This window comes from Rhizobium sp. G21, from assembly GCF_014158035.1.
Taxonomy (GTDB): domain Bacteria; phylum Pseudomonadota; class Alphaproteobacteria; order Rhizobiales; family Rhizobiaceae; genus Rhizobium_E.
This window is the reverse complement of record NZ_JACFXW010000001.1, coordinates 981,648-995,499: the sequence shown is the minus strand read 5'-3', so window position 1 is coordinate 995,499 and position 13,852 is coordinate 981,648. Positions and strand designations below refer to the sequence as shown.

The 13,852-nt window shown below is 61.5% G+C and carries 11 protein-coding genes, 1 tRNA gene and 1 pseudogene; 4 read left to right on the top strand and 9 right to left on the bottom strand.

Features of this window, described 5'->3' with window-relative positions; genetic code table 11:
* Positions 1 to 52 precede the first annotated feature (52 nt).
* The 6 genes from H2O14_RS05075 to H2O14_RS05050 all read right to left on the bottom strand — a co-directional run bounded on the left by H2O14_RS05075 (position 53) and on the right by H2O14_RS05050 (position 6,313).
* Positions 53 to 1,519, bottom strand: coding sequence for a protein adenylyltransferase SelO (locus tag H2O14_RS05075; protein ID WP_182826776.1), 1,467 nt, complete (start codon positions 1,517 to 1,519; stop codon positions 53 to 55).
* Positions 1,520 to 1,598: 79 nt separating this feature from the next.
* Positions 1,599 to 2,699 (bottom strand): calcium:proton antiporter, encoded by a 1,101-nt coding sequence (locus H2O14_RS05070; protein ID WP_182826775.1) that lies wholly within the window; start codon positions 2,697 to 2,699, stop codon positions 1,599 to 1,601.
* Between the two features lie 106 nt (positions 2,700 to 2,805).
* Positions 2,806 to 4,614 (bottom strand): EAL domain-containing protein, encoded by a 1,809-nt coding sequence (locus tag H2O14_RS05065; protein WP_182826774.1) that lies wholly within the window; start codon positions 4,612 to 4,614, stop codon positions 2,806 to 2,808.
* A gap of 121 nt (positions 4,615 to 4,735) precedes the next feature.
* Complete coding sequence (locus H2O14_RS05060; RefSeq protein WP_182826773.1) at positions 4,736 to 4,942, bottom strand: hypothetical protein; 207 nt, start codon at positions 4,940 to 4,942, stop codon at positions 4,736 to 4,738.
* A gap of 63 nt (positions 4,943 to 5,005) precedes the next feature.
* Positions 5,006 to 6,073: an AI-2E family transporter gene (locus H2O14_RS05055; RefSeq protein ID WP_182826772.1), complete on the bottom strand. Its 1,068-nt coding sequence runs from the start codon at positions 6,071 to 6,073 to the stop codon at positions 5,006 to 5,008.
* Positions 6,074 to 6,223: 150 nt separating this feature from the next.
* Positions 6,224 to 6,313 (bottom strand) — tRNA-Ser (locus H2O14_RS05050).
* 608 nt (positions 6,314 to 6,921) lie between these two features.
* Between H2O14_RS05050 and H2O14_RS05045 the strand changes: the two genes are divergently transcribed.
* The gene (locus tag H2O14_RS05045) at positions 6,922 to 7,977 is read left to right on the top strand and encodes a porin (RefSeq protein ID WP_182826771.1); all 1,056 of its coding nucleotides are present in this window, start codon (positions 6,922 to 6,924) and stop codon (positions 7,975 to 7,977) included.
* A gap of 364 nt (positions 7,978 to 8,341) precedes the next feature.
* Here the strand turns inward: H2O14_RS05045 and H2O14_RS27090 are convergent.
* Both H2O14_RS27090 and H2O14_RS27085 read right to left on the bottom strand, forming a co-directional pair.
* Positions 8,342 to 9,070: pseudogene (locus tag H2O14_RS27090) on the bottom strand (lytic transglycosylase domain-containing protein); the annotation flags it as partial.
* A 254-nt stretch (positions 9,071 to 9,324) separates the two neighbouring features.
* Entirely contained in the window at positions 9,325 to 10,464 is a 1,140-nt protein-coding gene (locus tag H2O14_RS27085; RefSeq protein WP_246697293.1) for a hypothetical protein, read from the bottom strand.
* 234 nt (positions 10,465 to 10,698) lie between these two features.
* Here H2O14_RS27085 and dapA point away from each other — a divergent pair, with 234 nt between their 5' ends.
* The gene (gene dapA / locus H2O14_RS05035; RefSeq protein ID WP_182826769.1) at positions 10,699 to 11,583 is read left to right on the top strand and encodes a 4-hydroxy-tetrahydrodipicolinate synthase; all 885 of its coding nucleotides are present in this window, start codon (positions 10,699 to 10,701) and stop codon (positions 11,581 to 11,583) included.
* Position 11,584: 1 nt separating this feature from the next.
* On the top strand, positions 11,585 to 12,064 hold the full coding sequence (smpB, locus tag H2O14_RS05030) for an SsrA-binding protein SmpB (protein ID WP_182826768.1): 480 nt from the start codon (positions 11,585 to 11,587) through the stop codon (positions 12,062 to 12,064).
* 94 nt (positions 12,065 to 12,158) lie between these two features.
* Here the strand turns inward: smpB and H2O14_RS05025 are convergent, their stop codons facing one another.
* On the bottom strand, positions 12,159 to 12,740 hold the full coding sequence (locus H2O14_RS05025; protein WP_182826767.1) for an NYN domain-containing protein: 582 nt from the start codon (positions 12,738 to 12,740) through the stop codon (positions 12,159 to 12,161).
* Between the two features lie 655 nt (positions 12,741 to 13,395).
* Between H2O14_RS05025 and rpoZ the strand changes: the two genes are divergently transcribed.
* Positions 13,396 to 13,797 (top strand): DNA-directed RNA polymerase subunit omega, encoded by a 402-nt coding sequence (rpoZ, locus tag H2O14_RS05020; protein WP_182826766.1) that lies wholly within the window; start codon positions 13,396 to 13,398, stop codon positions 13,795 to 13,797.
* Positions 13,798 to 13,852 lie beyond the last annotated feature (55 nt).

Sequence of the window (13,852 nt, the reverse complement as noted above, 5' to 3'; positions counted from 1 at the left end):
CCTGTTCGGTTCGTTCTAACAACGCCGGGCGGGGCAGGGAGGTTCCCGTCGGTCAGGTGCCGCAGAAGGTGCGCAGCACCCGCTCCTCGGGCCGGGCAGGGAGTTCATAACGGATGGGAATATCGGCCCTCCGCTCATAGGGATGCGCCAGCACCGCATGCAGCCGCTCGAAGGGGCCGAAATCCTCCCGCTCCGTCGCCGCCACGATCGCTTCTTCGATCAGGTGATTGCGCGGAATATAGACGGGATTGACCGCCCGCATCGCCGCGGCGCGCTCGGCAACCGTGATTTCCTCGCCCGCATGACGCTGCCGCCACTCGGTCAGCCAGGCTGTGACAGGATCCGGATCGACGAAGAGGGAGAGCAAGGGGTCGTCACCTCCATCCGCCGCATCCGAAAGCAGGCGGAAGGCGCGGGTGAAATCCACTTCCCCTGATTGCAGCAGGTCTAGAAACCCCTGGATCAGCGGCTCATCACCCTCGCGCTCGGTCGTCAAACCCAGCTTTCGCCTGAGCCCCGCCACCCAATGGCCGGTGAACTGCGGGCCGAAGCGCTGCACCTCGGCATTGGCGATCTCCACCGCGGCGTCGAGTTCATCGGCGAGCAGCGGCAGCAGCGTTTCGGCCAGCCTTGCGAGGTTCCACTGCGCGATGCCGGCCTGGTTGTGATAGGCGTAGCGGCCGTTCCGGTCGATCGAACTGAACACGGTGGCCGGATCATAGGCCTCCATGAAAGCGCAGGGGCCGAAATCGATCGTCTCGCCGGAGATCGAGGAATTGTCGGTGTTCATGACGCCATGGATGAAGCCTATCTGCATCCAGCGCGCCACCAGCGCGCTCTGCCGATCGGCGACGCGCCGGAGCAGACCGAGATAAGGATTGGCCTCACCGGCGAGATCGGGATAGAGCCGCTCGATGACATAATCGGCCAGCGCCTTGACGCCGTCCGTGTCGCCGCGTGCGGCGAAAAACTGGAAGGTGCCGACCCGCACATGGCTTTTGGCCACCCGCGTCAGCACCGCGCCCGGCAGCGACGTCTCGCGATAGACCTGATCGCCGGTGGCGACGGCCGCCAGCGCCCGCGTCGTCGGCAGGCCCAGCGCATGCATGGCTTCGCTGACGATATATTCGCGGATGACGGGGCCGAGCGCCGCCCGGCCGTCGCCGCCGCGCGAATAGGGCGTGCGGCCCGCGCCCTTGAGCTGGATGTCGCGCCTGACGCCGTCACGGTCCACCGTCTCGCCGAGCAGGATGGCGCGGCCGTCGCCGAGTTGCGGCGAGAAGCCGCCGAACTGATGCCCGGCATAGGCCATGGCGATCGGCATCGATCCATCCGGCACCCGATTGCCGGAAAACACCGCCGCCGCCGTCGCCTCGTCCATGGCTTCCCAGGACGGCCCGAGTTCGCGGGCGAGATCACGGTTATAGGCGATCAACCGTGGGCTCGGCGCGCCGGACGGATGAACCCGGGCATAAAACCGGTCGGGCAGGGCGGCATAGGTGTTGACGAAATCGAGCATGGGGCGGCTTTCGAGGCTCAGGAACTGACAGAACACAGATGGGCGCGCGATGTTTCCAGCGCAAGCGCTCATCCGTCTTCTACAGCCCCAGCATGGTCAGCATCACGAAAGCGCCGAACAGCACGAAATGCGTCATGCCCTCGATGGCGTTGGTCTCGCCGTCATTGAGATTGATGGCGGCTGCAATCAGCGTGATCGCCACCATCACCGTCTGCACCGGCGTCATCGCCATGGTCAGCGGCTGCCCGTTGATGAGCGCGATCGCCTCCATCACCGGCACGGTGAGAATGACGGTGGAGAGCGAGGCGCCCATGGCGATGTTCACCACCGCCTGCATCCGGTTGCGCAGCGCCGCCCGCAGCGCGGTGAGGATTTCCGGCGCCGCCGAAATCGCCGCCACCAGCACCGCCATCAGGGCCGGCGGCGCGCCCGTGCCTTCGAGACCATGATCGAGGAAGGCCGACATGATCTCGGCCAGTGCGCCGATCAGCACCACGCCGAGAATGATGACGCCGATGGAAAACGCCATCGGCACGCCGTCGCCATCATGCTCTTCTTCGTGGGGCTGCGCCTGCTTGCGGTCCGACGATGTATAGGCGTAGCTGAAGAAATAGGAATGCTGGCCGACCTGCATGCGCAGGAACAGCGCATAGAGCGTCACCATCGCGAAGATGGTGAAGGCGGAATAATAATGCCATTTCGCCGCCGGGATGAATTCGGGCACGATCATGGAAATGCCCATGGCGGTCAGGATCATCACGCCATAGGTGCGGCCGGAATCATTGTTGTAGGGTTGTTCGCCGTAGCGCAACCCGCCGAGCAGCGCCGCCAGCCCGAGAATGCCGTTGATATCCAGCATGACCGCCGAATAAATCGTGTCGCGCACCAGCGTCTTGGAGCCGGAATCAAGCATGAGAATCGCGAGGATGATCACCTCGACCGCCACGGCGGACAAAGTCAGGATCATCGTGCCATAGGGATCACCGACGCGCACGGCGAGGTGTTCGGCATGTTTGGCGACGCGCACCGAAGCCATGACGATCGCCGCCACCAGCAGCGCCGCCATGATCAGGCTCGCCGCCTGACCCAGACCGAGAAACCAGCTTTCTCCGGAAAATGCCGCGACCGCGGCGAGCGCCGGCACGATGAGGATGAATTCTTCGCGGGCGTAGGCTTTCATGATGCTCCTCGGATCTCGCTCGATCGGCGCGTTGCAGACGGTTATGAGCGCCGCCGACTCGCTTGCGATGGGTAACCCGCAGGATGAGGAATTGTCGCGAAAATTTCTACGCGCTGCGTTGCAACATCGACAGATCGAAGGCGCGTCGACGGATCATCTCCGTGACGATCACGAAAGGCGCGGCGCGGGCATAGAGATATCCTTGACCGTAACAGCAGCCGATCTCGACGCATTGCTCCGCCTGTTCGACCGTTTCCACGCCCTCGGCGACCACTTTCAGCCCCAAGCGCTGCGCGATCTGCACCAGCCCTTCGGTGATGACGCGGCTCGGCCCGGGTTCGGTGACGCCGCGGGTGAAGGACTTGTCGATTTTGATCGTGTCGATGGGGATCGACATCAGATGCGTCAGCGAGGCGAAACCCGTTCCGAAATCATCGAGAGCGACTTTGACGCCATCGCTCCGCAACCGGCCGATTTCGTCGGCGATGGCGCGATCGCGTTGGTCAAGATAGACGGATTCGGTGATTTCGATCACCAGCCGCTCGCGAGAGGCTCCGGGCCGGGCGAAAGCCTCGTTCAACCCGTTGCGCAGATTGCCGTTGTGAAAGTCGGCGCTGGATACGTTGACCCCGACATTGAAGCCGTTCAATCCCATGCCGCTCCAGTTCGCCATGTCCGCGGCGACCTTGTCGAGCATGACGCGGGTGAGTTTGGCCGCCACCCGCGCATCCTTGGTCGCCTCGTGAAAGGCTGCGGCCGGGGTGATCGAGCCGTCGGGGTTGCGCATGCGGCACAGCGCTTCGAGCCCGGCCACCAAGCCGGTCTTCATGTCGACGACCGGCTGGTAGAATGCTTCGATGCGTTGTTCCGCCAGGGCTGCCGTCACCTCGCGCACGGCGCGGTAACGCTCGCTGATCGCGGTGCCCATCCCGTCCTGGAAGGTGATGAAGCCGCCCCGCGCTCTCTCCTTGGCGTGATAGAGCGCGAGATCGGCATTCTGCCGGATGGTCTCCGGGGATTGGCCTGGCGCGATCAGTGCGCCGCCCATCGTGGCCGAGGGATGGACGACATGGCCGGCGCAATCGCAGGGCGCCTCCATGGCGTTGATGATGGCATGGGCCGAGGTATGCAGGCCGCCCTCGTCGTCGAGCGACGCGATCACCGCAAATTCGTCGCCGCCGAGCCGGAAGAGCTTGCCGTCGCCCACGATCGGGGTGGTGCGCGAGGCCACTGCGCGGATCAACGCATCGCCGGCCGAATGGCCGAACGTATCGTTGACGAGCTTGAGATTGTCGAGATCGACGAGGATGAGGCCCCAATCGCGATCGCATTGCGCCAGCATGTCGTCGAAGCGTGCATTGAAACAGGCTCGGTTGGGCAGGCCCGTCAGCGCGTCGGTGAAGGCCAGACGCTGACGCTCGCGCACTCGCGCTTCGCGCTCCAGCGCGATCGCCGTGAGATGCGTGCAGGCGGTGACGATCTTGATTTCGAAATCGGTCGGCCCTCTCGTGTCTCGAAAGTAGAAGCCGAATGAGCCGACCACCTCGCCTTGACTGAAGATCGGCGAAGACCAGCACGCTTTCAGGCCGAGCGGCAGGGGCAGAGCCCTGTAATCCTCCCACAGCGGGTCGGTGGCGATGTCGGTGACGATGACCGGCTTCTTGCGATAGACGGCGGTGCCGCAGGAGCCCACTTTGGGGCCGGACTGGATGCCATCGAGCGCTTGCGAGTAATGATCCGGCAGCGACGGCGCCGACAGCGGACGGAGGCGGCCTTCCGCATCCACTTCCACGACCGAACACACCACCTCGGGAACCATGTCTTCGACCATGACGCACAGCCGATCGATCGTCGGCTTCAGCGGCGCTCCGGTCGCGATGAGTTCCAGGATCGTGTTTTGCAGCGTCTGTAGCATGCAGGCTCCCGACGAAAGGTAACTGGATAATGCATCAGGGGGACTAAAAGGGCATTAAGAAAAACGGCGAAAGTCTGTATTTCCACCGCTTGCCGCACAGCGATCGGCCGAGCGGCGCTGGCTATGACGGTGGATAGGCGCAAATCCATCCCTCCAGGCAATCCGTCCCGGCGGGGATGCCGAAGGCATTGTCGCGCTCGAGCCAACTCCAGGAGGCCTGCGCCGCAGCGATCAAGGCGTCGAGCGCGTCGTCCAGCCTACAGCGGGCGGCGACGATGGGTTTGCGGCGGCTCGGGCTGGAGGTGAAGTCCACGCCATAAATTTCCATGCCGCCGTCTCCGTGTTTCGCGACGTCTTCTACAGAAGAGGGGACGAAAGAGATCACACGCGTTCAATCAGCGCCGCGCGTCGCGGACCGGCGCGTGACGCGCCAAGGCGGCGGGCCGGTCGTCTTCCCCCGCTTCGGCGCGGGCTCTCGCTCCAGGTACCGCTTTATATAGAGCTCCTGTGTGAGCGTCTTGACGAGTGCGGCGAAAGGCGTGGCGATAGCGAGGCCCATGAGTCCGAACAGAGATCCGAACAGGATCTGCGTGGAAATCACGAAGGCCGGCTGCAACTTGACGCGCCGTCGCTGAATGAGCGGGGTGACGACATAGCTTTCCAGCGCCTGCACTCCGGCATAGATGCCGATCGCCAGAAACGCCTTGTTCATGCCGTCTGGCAGCGCGATCAATATGCCCGGGATAGCCGCGAGCACGGGCCCGATATTGGGCACGAAGGCGAAAAAGGCGGCGATCAGCCCGAGCAACAGAGCAAGGGGCATGTCGATCAGCCACAAGCCGAGGCCGGTCAGGAGGCCGATGAGCGCCATGGCAATCAATTGACCGACGAGCCAGTTGCGCAGGGCGTCGACCGACCGGTCGAGCACCTCTTCGGCGTCGGGCCGAATAGATGGCGCAAACATCAGGATCAGTCCGGCTCGATAGCGCTGCGGATCGAAGGCCCCGTAGAGCCCGATGAACAGAATGATCACGAGGTCGCCCAAGGCTCCGAACGTCGTGGACAGCACGCCGGTGGTGACATTGGTGGCTGCGGGCCAGCGAATCGCTTCGGTAAAATCGCGATCGAGCAGCCTTTCGCCCCAGCCGAAACCGTCGATCCGCTCCTTGAGCTTGGCCAGACCCTTCGGCAGCGCTTCGGTGATGGCGGCAGTCTGTTCGGAAATGGCCGGCGCGGCGGATATGACGGCAAGCGCCAGCGCAGCAAGCAGCAGCGCGAAGAAGACGACGAGACCGAAGATCGGCGCGATCCGCGCCGCGCCGGCCAACGCATCGCCGCAGGCGCGAAACAGAATGGCGAGCAGGACGCCCGCGAAAACCACGAACAACGCCCCAGGCGCCAGAATTGTCAAGATCGCGATGCCCAGACCGAACACCAGAAGTGAAACCCGCTTTTCCATCCGACCTCGCGCTCTCGCCTCTCCGAAGAGCGGCAATGACGGCTAAACGCCATCGCGCGAGGCGTGTTCCTGACGGATGCGATAAGACCGATCGCGCGAAGGCGATGAACGACCGGGAGTGTGATCTGGTGGAATTTGGGTGAGGTCATATGGCGGAGAAGATGGGATTCGAACCCACGATACCCTTCCGGGTATACTCCCTTAGCAGGGGAGCGCCTTCGACCACTCGGCCACCTCTCCGTTGAGGGCGTGGATACTCACAATGATGGGGCTGATCAAGCCGTATTCCGCCTTGCCGCACATTTTTTCAGATTTCGAATTTTTGAGATTTCGACGCGCAGAGCGAAGGGCGATGGCCAAGCGTGTGACGAACGACCCAAGCCGGGCTCTCGAATCGTTTGATCGATTCTGCTCCAAAACGCTCTCGAACCGGCCGGCATGGCGCGGCTGTCGTGGAGCCGAAGGCAAGACCGCTCCAGCATATAAGGTGCGCAGGCCGCCATTTTCACGCCGGAGACGGGGAAAGCAGACCGGCTTCGGCTTCGCTGAAGACTATTGCGCAGCTTCTATGTGTCTGACTTTGTTAAGGTTTGGGTAAGGTTTGTTAAAATTCTATAGAATTATGACGGGCTCGCTGTCGATTGTGTGTCTTTTCTGTAACAACGGAATTTGAACGCGACCGATTAAACCTGTCGGGGGCGTTTCCCGATTGCGTCGGCTGCGCCTGTCACTATGATCACCCTCGAAGCGGCGGGGATGCCCGATGTCTTCTGAATGGGAGTGGGGCAGGGAACGCCTCAGGCGATAGAACCCACACCCGAATGAAACATTTTGACTGGAGGTCAGAAATGAACATTAAGAGCCTTCTTCTCGGCTCCGCAGCTGCTCTGGCAGTTGTTTCCGGCGCTCAGGCTGCCGACGCTGTCGTCGCCGCCGAACCGGAACCCATGGAATACGTGAAGGTCTGCGATGCTTACGGCACCGGCTACTTCTACATCCCCGGCACCGAAACCTGCCTCAAGATCGGCGGCCGCGTCCGCTTCGACCTTCAGGCTGCCAACTCCTACGCTCTGAACAGCGACAAGGGCTGGCGCACTCGTTCGCGCGGCGAAATCTACATGGATTCCGCCTCGGACACCGAATACGGCCCGCTCAAGACCCAGTTCGTTGGTCGCCTCGACTTCGACGGCACCTACAATGACGGCGTCGGCACCAACACCAGCCTCGTTGCCGCTAACATCTCGATCGCCGGCTTCACCGTCGGTCTGGCTGACTCGCTCTTCACGACGATGACCGGCTACGCTGGCGACATCATCAACGACGACGTGGTCTCCTACGGCCAGTTCGAAGTCAACCAGATCAACTACGTCTACGACAACGGCGCTGGCCTCAAGGTCGGCCTCGGTCTCGAAGCCGACGACATCCTGGTTGGCGCTCGCGTTCGCAACGGCGAAGACTACATCCCGAACGTCACCGGCGGCGTCGGCTACTCGGCTGGCTCCTTCGGCGTCACCGTGGTCGGCGGTTACGACGAGCGTCGTGACGAAGGTGCGATCAAGGGTCGTGTCGACGGCAACTTCGGCGCCTTCTCTGCCTTCGTGATGGCCGCCTGGTCGTCTTCGGGCAAGAACGTCAACAACTACGCTCCTGGCGACGCTTCCGGCGCTTCTTGGGGTGACTGGGCTGCCTGGGCCGGCGTCGGCTACAAGGTTTCCGACGACCTCGGCTTCAACGCTCAGGTTGCTGGCACCGACAAGGACACCCTGGCGATCGCCGCCAACGTCAAGTGGAACCCGGTTGCTGGTCTCCTGATCCAGCCGGAAGTCACCTACACGTCCTTCGACAACCGTCTCGCCGACGGCGACCAGTGGAACGGCATGATCCGCTTCCAGCGCACGTTCTAATCCTTCTGGGATTGGACTTTCAGGCCGGCCGCAAGGTCGGTCTCGAAACCCTCGGCTCACGCCGGGGTTTTTGTTTTTTTGAATGGGCGGAGCGGTGAGGCCGCGGTCGTGCGCGTCATGCATCCGGAATTGAATTGGACATAGGTCCGAGGCGCTGTGGATGCCGATATGCTGCAAGAGGATGGCAGCCTCCGCAAAGAGGCGATCAGCCGGCCTCCACCTGACCTGCTTTGATACGAGTCTGAAGCGTGTTTCGTATGAAGACCATCGCCGAGGACGATGGCCCGTTGTTCATGCAGGCCAGAAGCTGTTGGTCGAGAGAGAAACGCGAGAGTTTAGCCGGGCGCCACAGTTGGCGATGGCCTTATTTTCGACCCGCCGTGAGGTCGATTCCGATATCCGCCGGCTGGTTGAGCAGCGCCTTGTAAACCTGATAGTTCTCCATCACCTTCTGCACGTAATCGCGCGTCTCCTGAAATGGAATCGCTTCGATCCAGTCGACGACCTCGTCCAGCTTCATCTTGCGCGGGTCGCCGTAACGCTTGATCCATTGCGGAATTCGCCCCGGGCCGGCGTTGTAAGCGGCGAAAGTGAGAATGTAGGATCCCCTGAACTTGTCAATCTGCTCGCCGAGATAATGCGAGCCGAGCGTCGCGTTATAGCCTGCGTCTTCGGTCAGTTTCTCCTCCGCCCAGGCGAGTTGGTGCCGGGCGGCGAGCGTCTTGGCGGTGGACGGAAGGATTTGCAACAGTCCGCGCGCGTCGGCAGGCGAGACGGCCTTGGGGTTGAAGGCGCTTTCCTGGCGGGCGATCGCATAGGCGAGCGCCTTTCCGGCCCCGGAGATATCGGCGCTGTCGGGAATGGCGCCGAGCGGGAAGGCGGCCATTCCCGGATCGTGCCCCTGATTGAGCGCCGCCTTGCCGATCGCCAGCGCCAAGACCGGCCCCTGCGCGCTCAATGCCGAGTCGGCCAACGCCTGCAATTCGGTCGGGCTTTCGAGCGTCCGGGCCAAGGCGAGATAGAGCCGGCGCGCCCTCCCGTCCTGGCCGCATTGCAGCATGAGGTCGATCGCCTGCATTTCGGGCCGACTTTTCATCAGGGACACGATGTCCGCCAGCGGACGATACCGCTGCTGGGGATGTATGGCGACGCCGATGCGTGAGGCGGCCAACTGACCGTAAAAAGTTGCCGGATAGTCGGACGCCTTTGCGAACAGGGTTTTGGCGTCGCTGTCGCCGGCGGTTTCCGCGGCGCGTCCGAGCCAGTAATAGGCCCGCGCCTGATCATGCGCTCTCGGGCTGGCGGCGAGAATGGCGTTGAAGTGCGGCTTTGCCTTCCGGGCGTCCTTCAGTCCCCGTAGGGCGTACCAGCCTGCATGAAATTCCGCCTCGACGATATCGGTTGGCTGTACGGACGGATGCGCCGCGGCGAGTTCATAGGCGTCCGCCGGCCGGCCCTGTTCGAACAGCATGCGGCTGACGATGCGCCTCTCCACCCACCATGCGCCGGGATCGACCAGGCGAGCCTGATCCTTCGGCGCGGTGGACAAAAGCGGGCCGCCTCGCGGAAGCGGCGTTCGAACCGAGCCTGCTTGGCGGCCACGAACAGAAACGCTGGCTCTTTGTCGAAGCCGCCGCGCGCCTGTTCGAGCAGGTCGCCCGCTTTCTTGTCGCGCCGGATCACGGCGATAAACGCCTTGGCGAGCGGCTCCGCTTTTCCCAAGGTGGCGAAGCGGGCGGACTGGCCGAATTTTTCCGCATAGAGCAGCCTGACCAGCCTGGCCTTGTGATCCCCGACGTTCAAACGGTCGCCGAATTCGCTGAGAAGTCGATCCTCCGTCTCGACATCGAAAACACGGTCGCTCCATAAAGCCTGCAGCCGGGTCCGTGCTCCTGCCTCGTCGCCAGCCTCGATCCTGGCTCGGATCACCAGAATGTCGCCCTCGATACTCTTCGGACCTTCCGCGCCGATCATCTCGGCCGCCCGTCGAGGCGGAGCATTCTCGCGAAACAACGCCTTTTCGAGGTTTTCTTCGATGTCGTCCAGCGCTGGCCATCCCTTCAGCGCAGACTTCGCCATGACCAGTTCCGAACTCGGCGTCGCCGTCTGGCCGGACACCGCAATGGCCCATGTCAGCGTCTTCCACTCGACGCCGCCGGTGGCCAGGCGGTCGCGAAAAGCGATGGCCGAAAGGGTGTCGCGCGTTTGCAGGGCGCGAAAGCCCGCGCGCAACATGTCGCTGGCCGACCCGACGAACAGGTCCGGTGCCGTCGCGCTTGCTGGTTCATCGATCTGCGGGAGAGGGTTTGCCGGGGCGATGCGTTCGGATTTCACCGCCGGCGGAGTTGTCTTGGGATGAGGGAGCGAAAGCGTCGTCGAAATCTCGTCGGGCGGCGCGGCCGCTGGTTTCACCCGCCCGCCGATGAGGCCGGCCACGGCGCCGGCGCCGGCCGTGCAAACGAGAATGGCGATGAAGGCGCGCTTCATGTCACTGGCTCCGCCGCGTCCGACGTCCGTATCGGACTTGCTGAGATCTATCAGCCGTCAGTCTGGTAAATCCTTGGTTAATGCCGATGAAATCAACTTTCTGCGACATCAAAAGCCGGTTATGGCGCGCCTATTCGTCTTGCTGCGATGTGCCAGCTTCTATATGGTCCGACAACCCGTAAAAAGCGATTGCGGCTAAAGAATGGGCCGGTCGGCCGATGAGGAGTTCAGTAGATGTTCAAGGGTTCCATTCCCGCACTTTTGACGCCGTTCGCTGAGGATGGCGGCGTCGATGAAGCCAGTTTCGCAGCGCATGTCGAATGGCAGATCGCCGAAGGCAGCGCCGGCCTCGTGCCCGTGGGCACGACGGGCGAATCGCCGACGCTCAGCCATGCGGAACACAAGCGGGTGGTGGAACTCTGTGTCGAGATCGCCAAGGGCCGCGTTCCGGTCATTGCCGGAGCGGGATCGAACAACACCACCGAGGCGATCGAACTCGCGCGTCATGCCGAAAAGGCCGGCGCCGACGCGCTTCTCGTCGTCACGCCTTATTACAACAAGCCCACCCAGAAAGGCTTGATCGCGCATTATTCCGCGATCGCCGAAGCGGTGAGCCTGCCGATCTTCATCTACAATATCCCCGGCCGCTCGGTGATCGACATGACGCCCGAGACCATGGGCCATCTCGCTGGCGCCTATGACAACATCGTCGGCGTCAAGGACGCCACCGGCAAGATCGAACGCGTGTCCGAGCAGCGCATCTCCTGCGGCAAGGAATTCATCCAACTGTCCGGAGAAGACGCGACCGCGCTCGGCTTCAACGCCCATGGCGGCGTCGGCTGTATTTCCGTCACCGCCAATGTCGCGCCGAAGCTCTGCGCCGAGTTCCAGGCGGCGACGCTGGCCGGTGATTACGCCCGCGCGCTCGAGCTTCAGGACCGGCTGATGCCGCTGCACAAGGCCATCTTCATGGAGCCCGGTGTCTGCGGCGCAAAATATGCGCTGTCCAAGCTCGGCCGCATGAGCCGCGCCGTGCGCTCGCCATTGGTGCCGACGCTCGAACCGGCCACAGAAGCTGCCCTTGACAACGCGCTGCGGCATGCCGATCTGATGGCGTGAGATGACACACAAAGGCAGACCCACGCCGATCAAGAAGATCGTGGCGGAGAACCGCAAGGCCCGCTTCAATTTCGAGATCGTCAATACCTATGAAGCGGGCTTGATGCTGACCGGCACCGAGGTCAAGTCTTTGCGCGAGGGCAAGGCGAATATCGCCGAATCCTACGCCAGCGACGAGAATGGCGAGATCTGGCTGATCAATTCCTACGTTCCAGAATATCTGCAAGCCAATCGCTTCAATCACGCGCCGCGCCGGCCGCGTAAACTCCTGCTGTCGGGCAAGGAGATCAACCGGCTCCGCATCGCCATTACTCGCGAGGGCATGACGCTTGTTCCGTTGAAGGTCTATTTCAACGACAAGGGCAGGGCGAAGCTGGAACTGGCGCTGGCCAAGGGTAAGAAACTTCACGACAAGCGCGAAACCGAAAAGCAGCGGGACTGGGACCGTCAGAAGGGCCGTCTGCTGCGCGATCACGGCTGATCGGGTGAGCTTCCCGTCGCCGTATCGTCGCGCATAGGTTAGGAATGGAAAAGGGCGCCTCGGCGCCCTTTCGTCATGACACGGTGTGTCCGGTTTAGAGGTCGACATCCTCGTTGACCGGCTCCGGAGCCGGACGCGGCGCGCGTTCGGAGGGGTCGCGGCCCACTTCGGCCTTCAGCGTCACAAGATCGATGAAATGATCGGCCTGGCGGCGAAGATCGTCGGCGATCATCGGCGGTTGGGTGGACATGGTCGAAACGACCGAAACTTTGCGGCCCTTGCGCTGAAGGGCTTCGACCAGCGTGGTGAAATCGCCGTCGCCGGAAAAAATCACCAGGTGATCGACGACTTCGGATTGCTCCATGGCGTCGATCGCCAGTTCGATATCCATGTTTCCCTTGATCTTGCGTCGGCCGAGCGAGTCGGTGAATTCCTTGGCCGGCTTCGTGATCACTTTGTAGCCATTGTAATCGAGCCAGTCGATCAGCGGGCGAATAGAGGAATATTCCTGATCCTCGATCAGAGCTGTATAATAATAGGCCCGCAAGAGGTAACCGCGTTTCTGAAAAGCCTTGAGGAGTTTCCGATAATCGATATCAAATCCGAGACTTTTGGAGGCGGCGTAAAGGTTGGCTCCATCGATAAATAACGCAATTTTTTCGCGCGGATCAAACATGTTTATTCCTGTTCGGTTGCAGCATCGCAACGATCTACCTGATAGACCGCAGCCCTATAGCTTCCTCTGAATAATTCAAGTATTTTATGAATCATTCATATAAGAGTCTTTTTAATTTATTAACAGCCGCTTTCCAAGGATTATTTGGCGTCGGGGAACTGGGTTCGATAAACTTTTGGCCTATGCCGGGCCGAGAGCATCCTTTCTTTTGCTCTTGGCGCGCGAAATCCGGAAGACGCAGTTTTGTGAACTGCGCGAGCTGAGAAAACGGCAGACCCGCAAGTCGTGTCTCTTTCACAATACTCCATCGCAAATCAGATAGGAACTAAAATATAGAGGCCTCCGGGTTATGAAATCATCATTGTTTCGAGAGTAAGGGTGGTGGTTCATTCTCCGTTATATTGGTATTTTTTCCCGGTGGAGACGACGGCGTCGGCGTATCGGGCGAAAAGAGATTTCTCGTCGGGGCGCTGAAGATCTCATGCAGGTCTAAAAACAGGAGATCTACCTGACCTGAACCTTGATTGCGCTGGAATCGAGCTTTTTTAGGATTTCACAAAATATGCGGCGTCCTCAACCGGCCATCTTGAAATCGCCGCGTAAAAACTGTAACGCCACGGGCTTGACATCTGTGGAAAACGAATAAGGACAGGCAATGGCCCGCGTCACGGTAGAAGATTGCATCGACAAGGTCGACAATCGTTTCGAGTTGGTTTTGTTGGCGAGCCATCGCGCCCGCCTCATTTCTCAGGGCGCGCCGATCACCATCGATCGCGACAACGACAAGAATCCTGTGGTGGCTCTGCGTGAAATCGCCGACGAGATGCTCTCTCCGGGCGATCTGAAGGAAGATCTCATCCATTCGCTTCAGAAGCATGTGGAAGTCGACGAGCCGGAACCCGATGCGTCGTCGCTGCTGTCGACCGAGAGCGCCGCCGATGTCGGCGATGAGGACGAGGATCAGCCCGATACGCTGAATTTCGACCAGATGTCGGAAGAAGAGCTGCTCGCCGGCATCGAAGGTCTCGTCCCGCCGGAGAAGAACGACGACTATTAATCCTTCGCTAGCCATCGGCCTGCAATAAAGGCCCGTGCGACATGCGTTGTGTTTA

Coding starts and splice junctions, on each gene's coding strand:
- rpoZ (WP_182826766.1), top strand. CDS start 13,396: ATGGCCCGCGTCACGGTAGAAGATTGCATCGACAAGGTCGACAATCGT.
- dapA (WP_182826769.1), top strand. CDS start 10,699: ATGTTCAAGGGTTCCATTCCCGCACTTTTGACGCCGTTCGCTGAGGAT.
- H2O14_RS05055 (WP_182826772.1), bottom strand. CDS start 6,073: ATGGAAAAGCGGGTTTCACTTCTGGTGTTCGGTCTGGGCATCGCGATC.
- H2O14_RS05070 (WP_182826775.1), bottom strand. CDS start 2,699: ATGAAAGCCTACGCCCGCGAAGAATTCATCCTCATCGTGCCGGCGCTC.
- smpB (WP_182826768.1), top strand. CDS start 11,585: ATGACACACAAAGGCAGACCCACGCCGATCAAGAAGATCGTGGCGGAG.
- H2O14_RS05075 (WP_182826776.1), bottom strand. CDS start 1,519: ATGCTCGATTTCGTCAACACCTATGCCGCCCTGCCCGACCGGTTTTAT.
- H2O14_RS05025 (WP_182826767.1), bottom strand. CDS start 12,740: ATGTTTGATCCGCGCGAAAAAATTGCGTTATTTATCGATGGAGCCAAC.
- H2O14_RS05045 (WP_182826771.1), top strand. CDS start 6,922: ATGAACATTAAGAGCCTTCTTCTCGGCTCCGCAGCTGCTCTGGCAGTT.
- H2O14_RS05060 (WP_182826773.1), bottom strand. CDS start 4,942: ATGGAAATTTATGGCGTGGACTTCACCTCCAGCCCGAGCCGCCGCAAA.
- H2O14_RS27085 (WP_246697293.1), bottom strand. CDS start 10,464: ATGAAGCGCGCCTTCATCGCCATTCTCGTTTGCACGGCCGGCGCCGGC.
- H2O14_RS05065 (WP_182826774.1), bottom strand. CDS start 4,614: ATGCTACAGACGCTGCAAAACACGATCCTGGAACTCATCGCGACCGGA.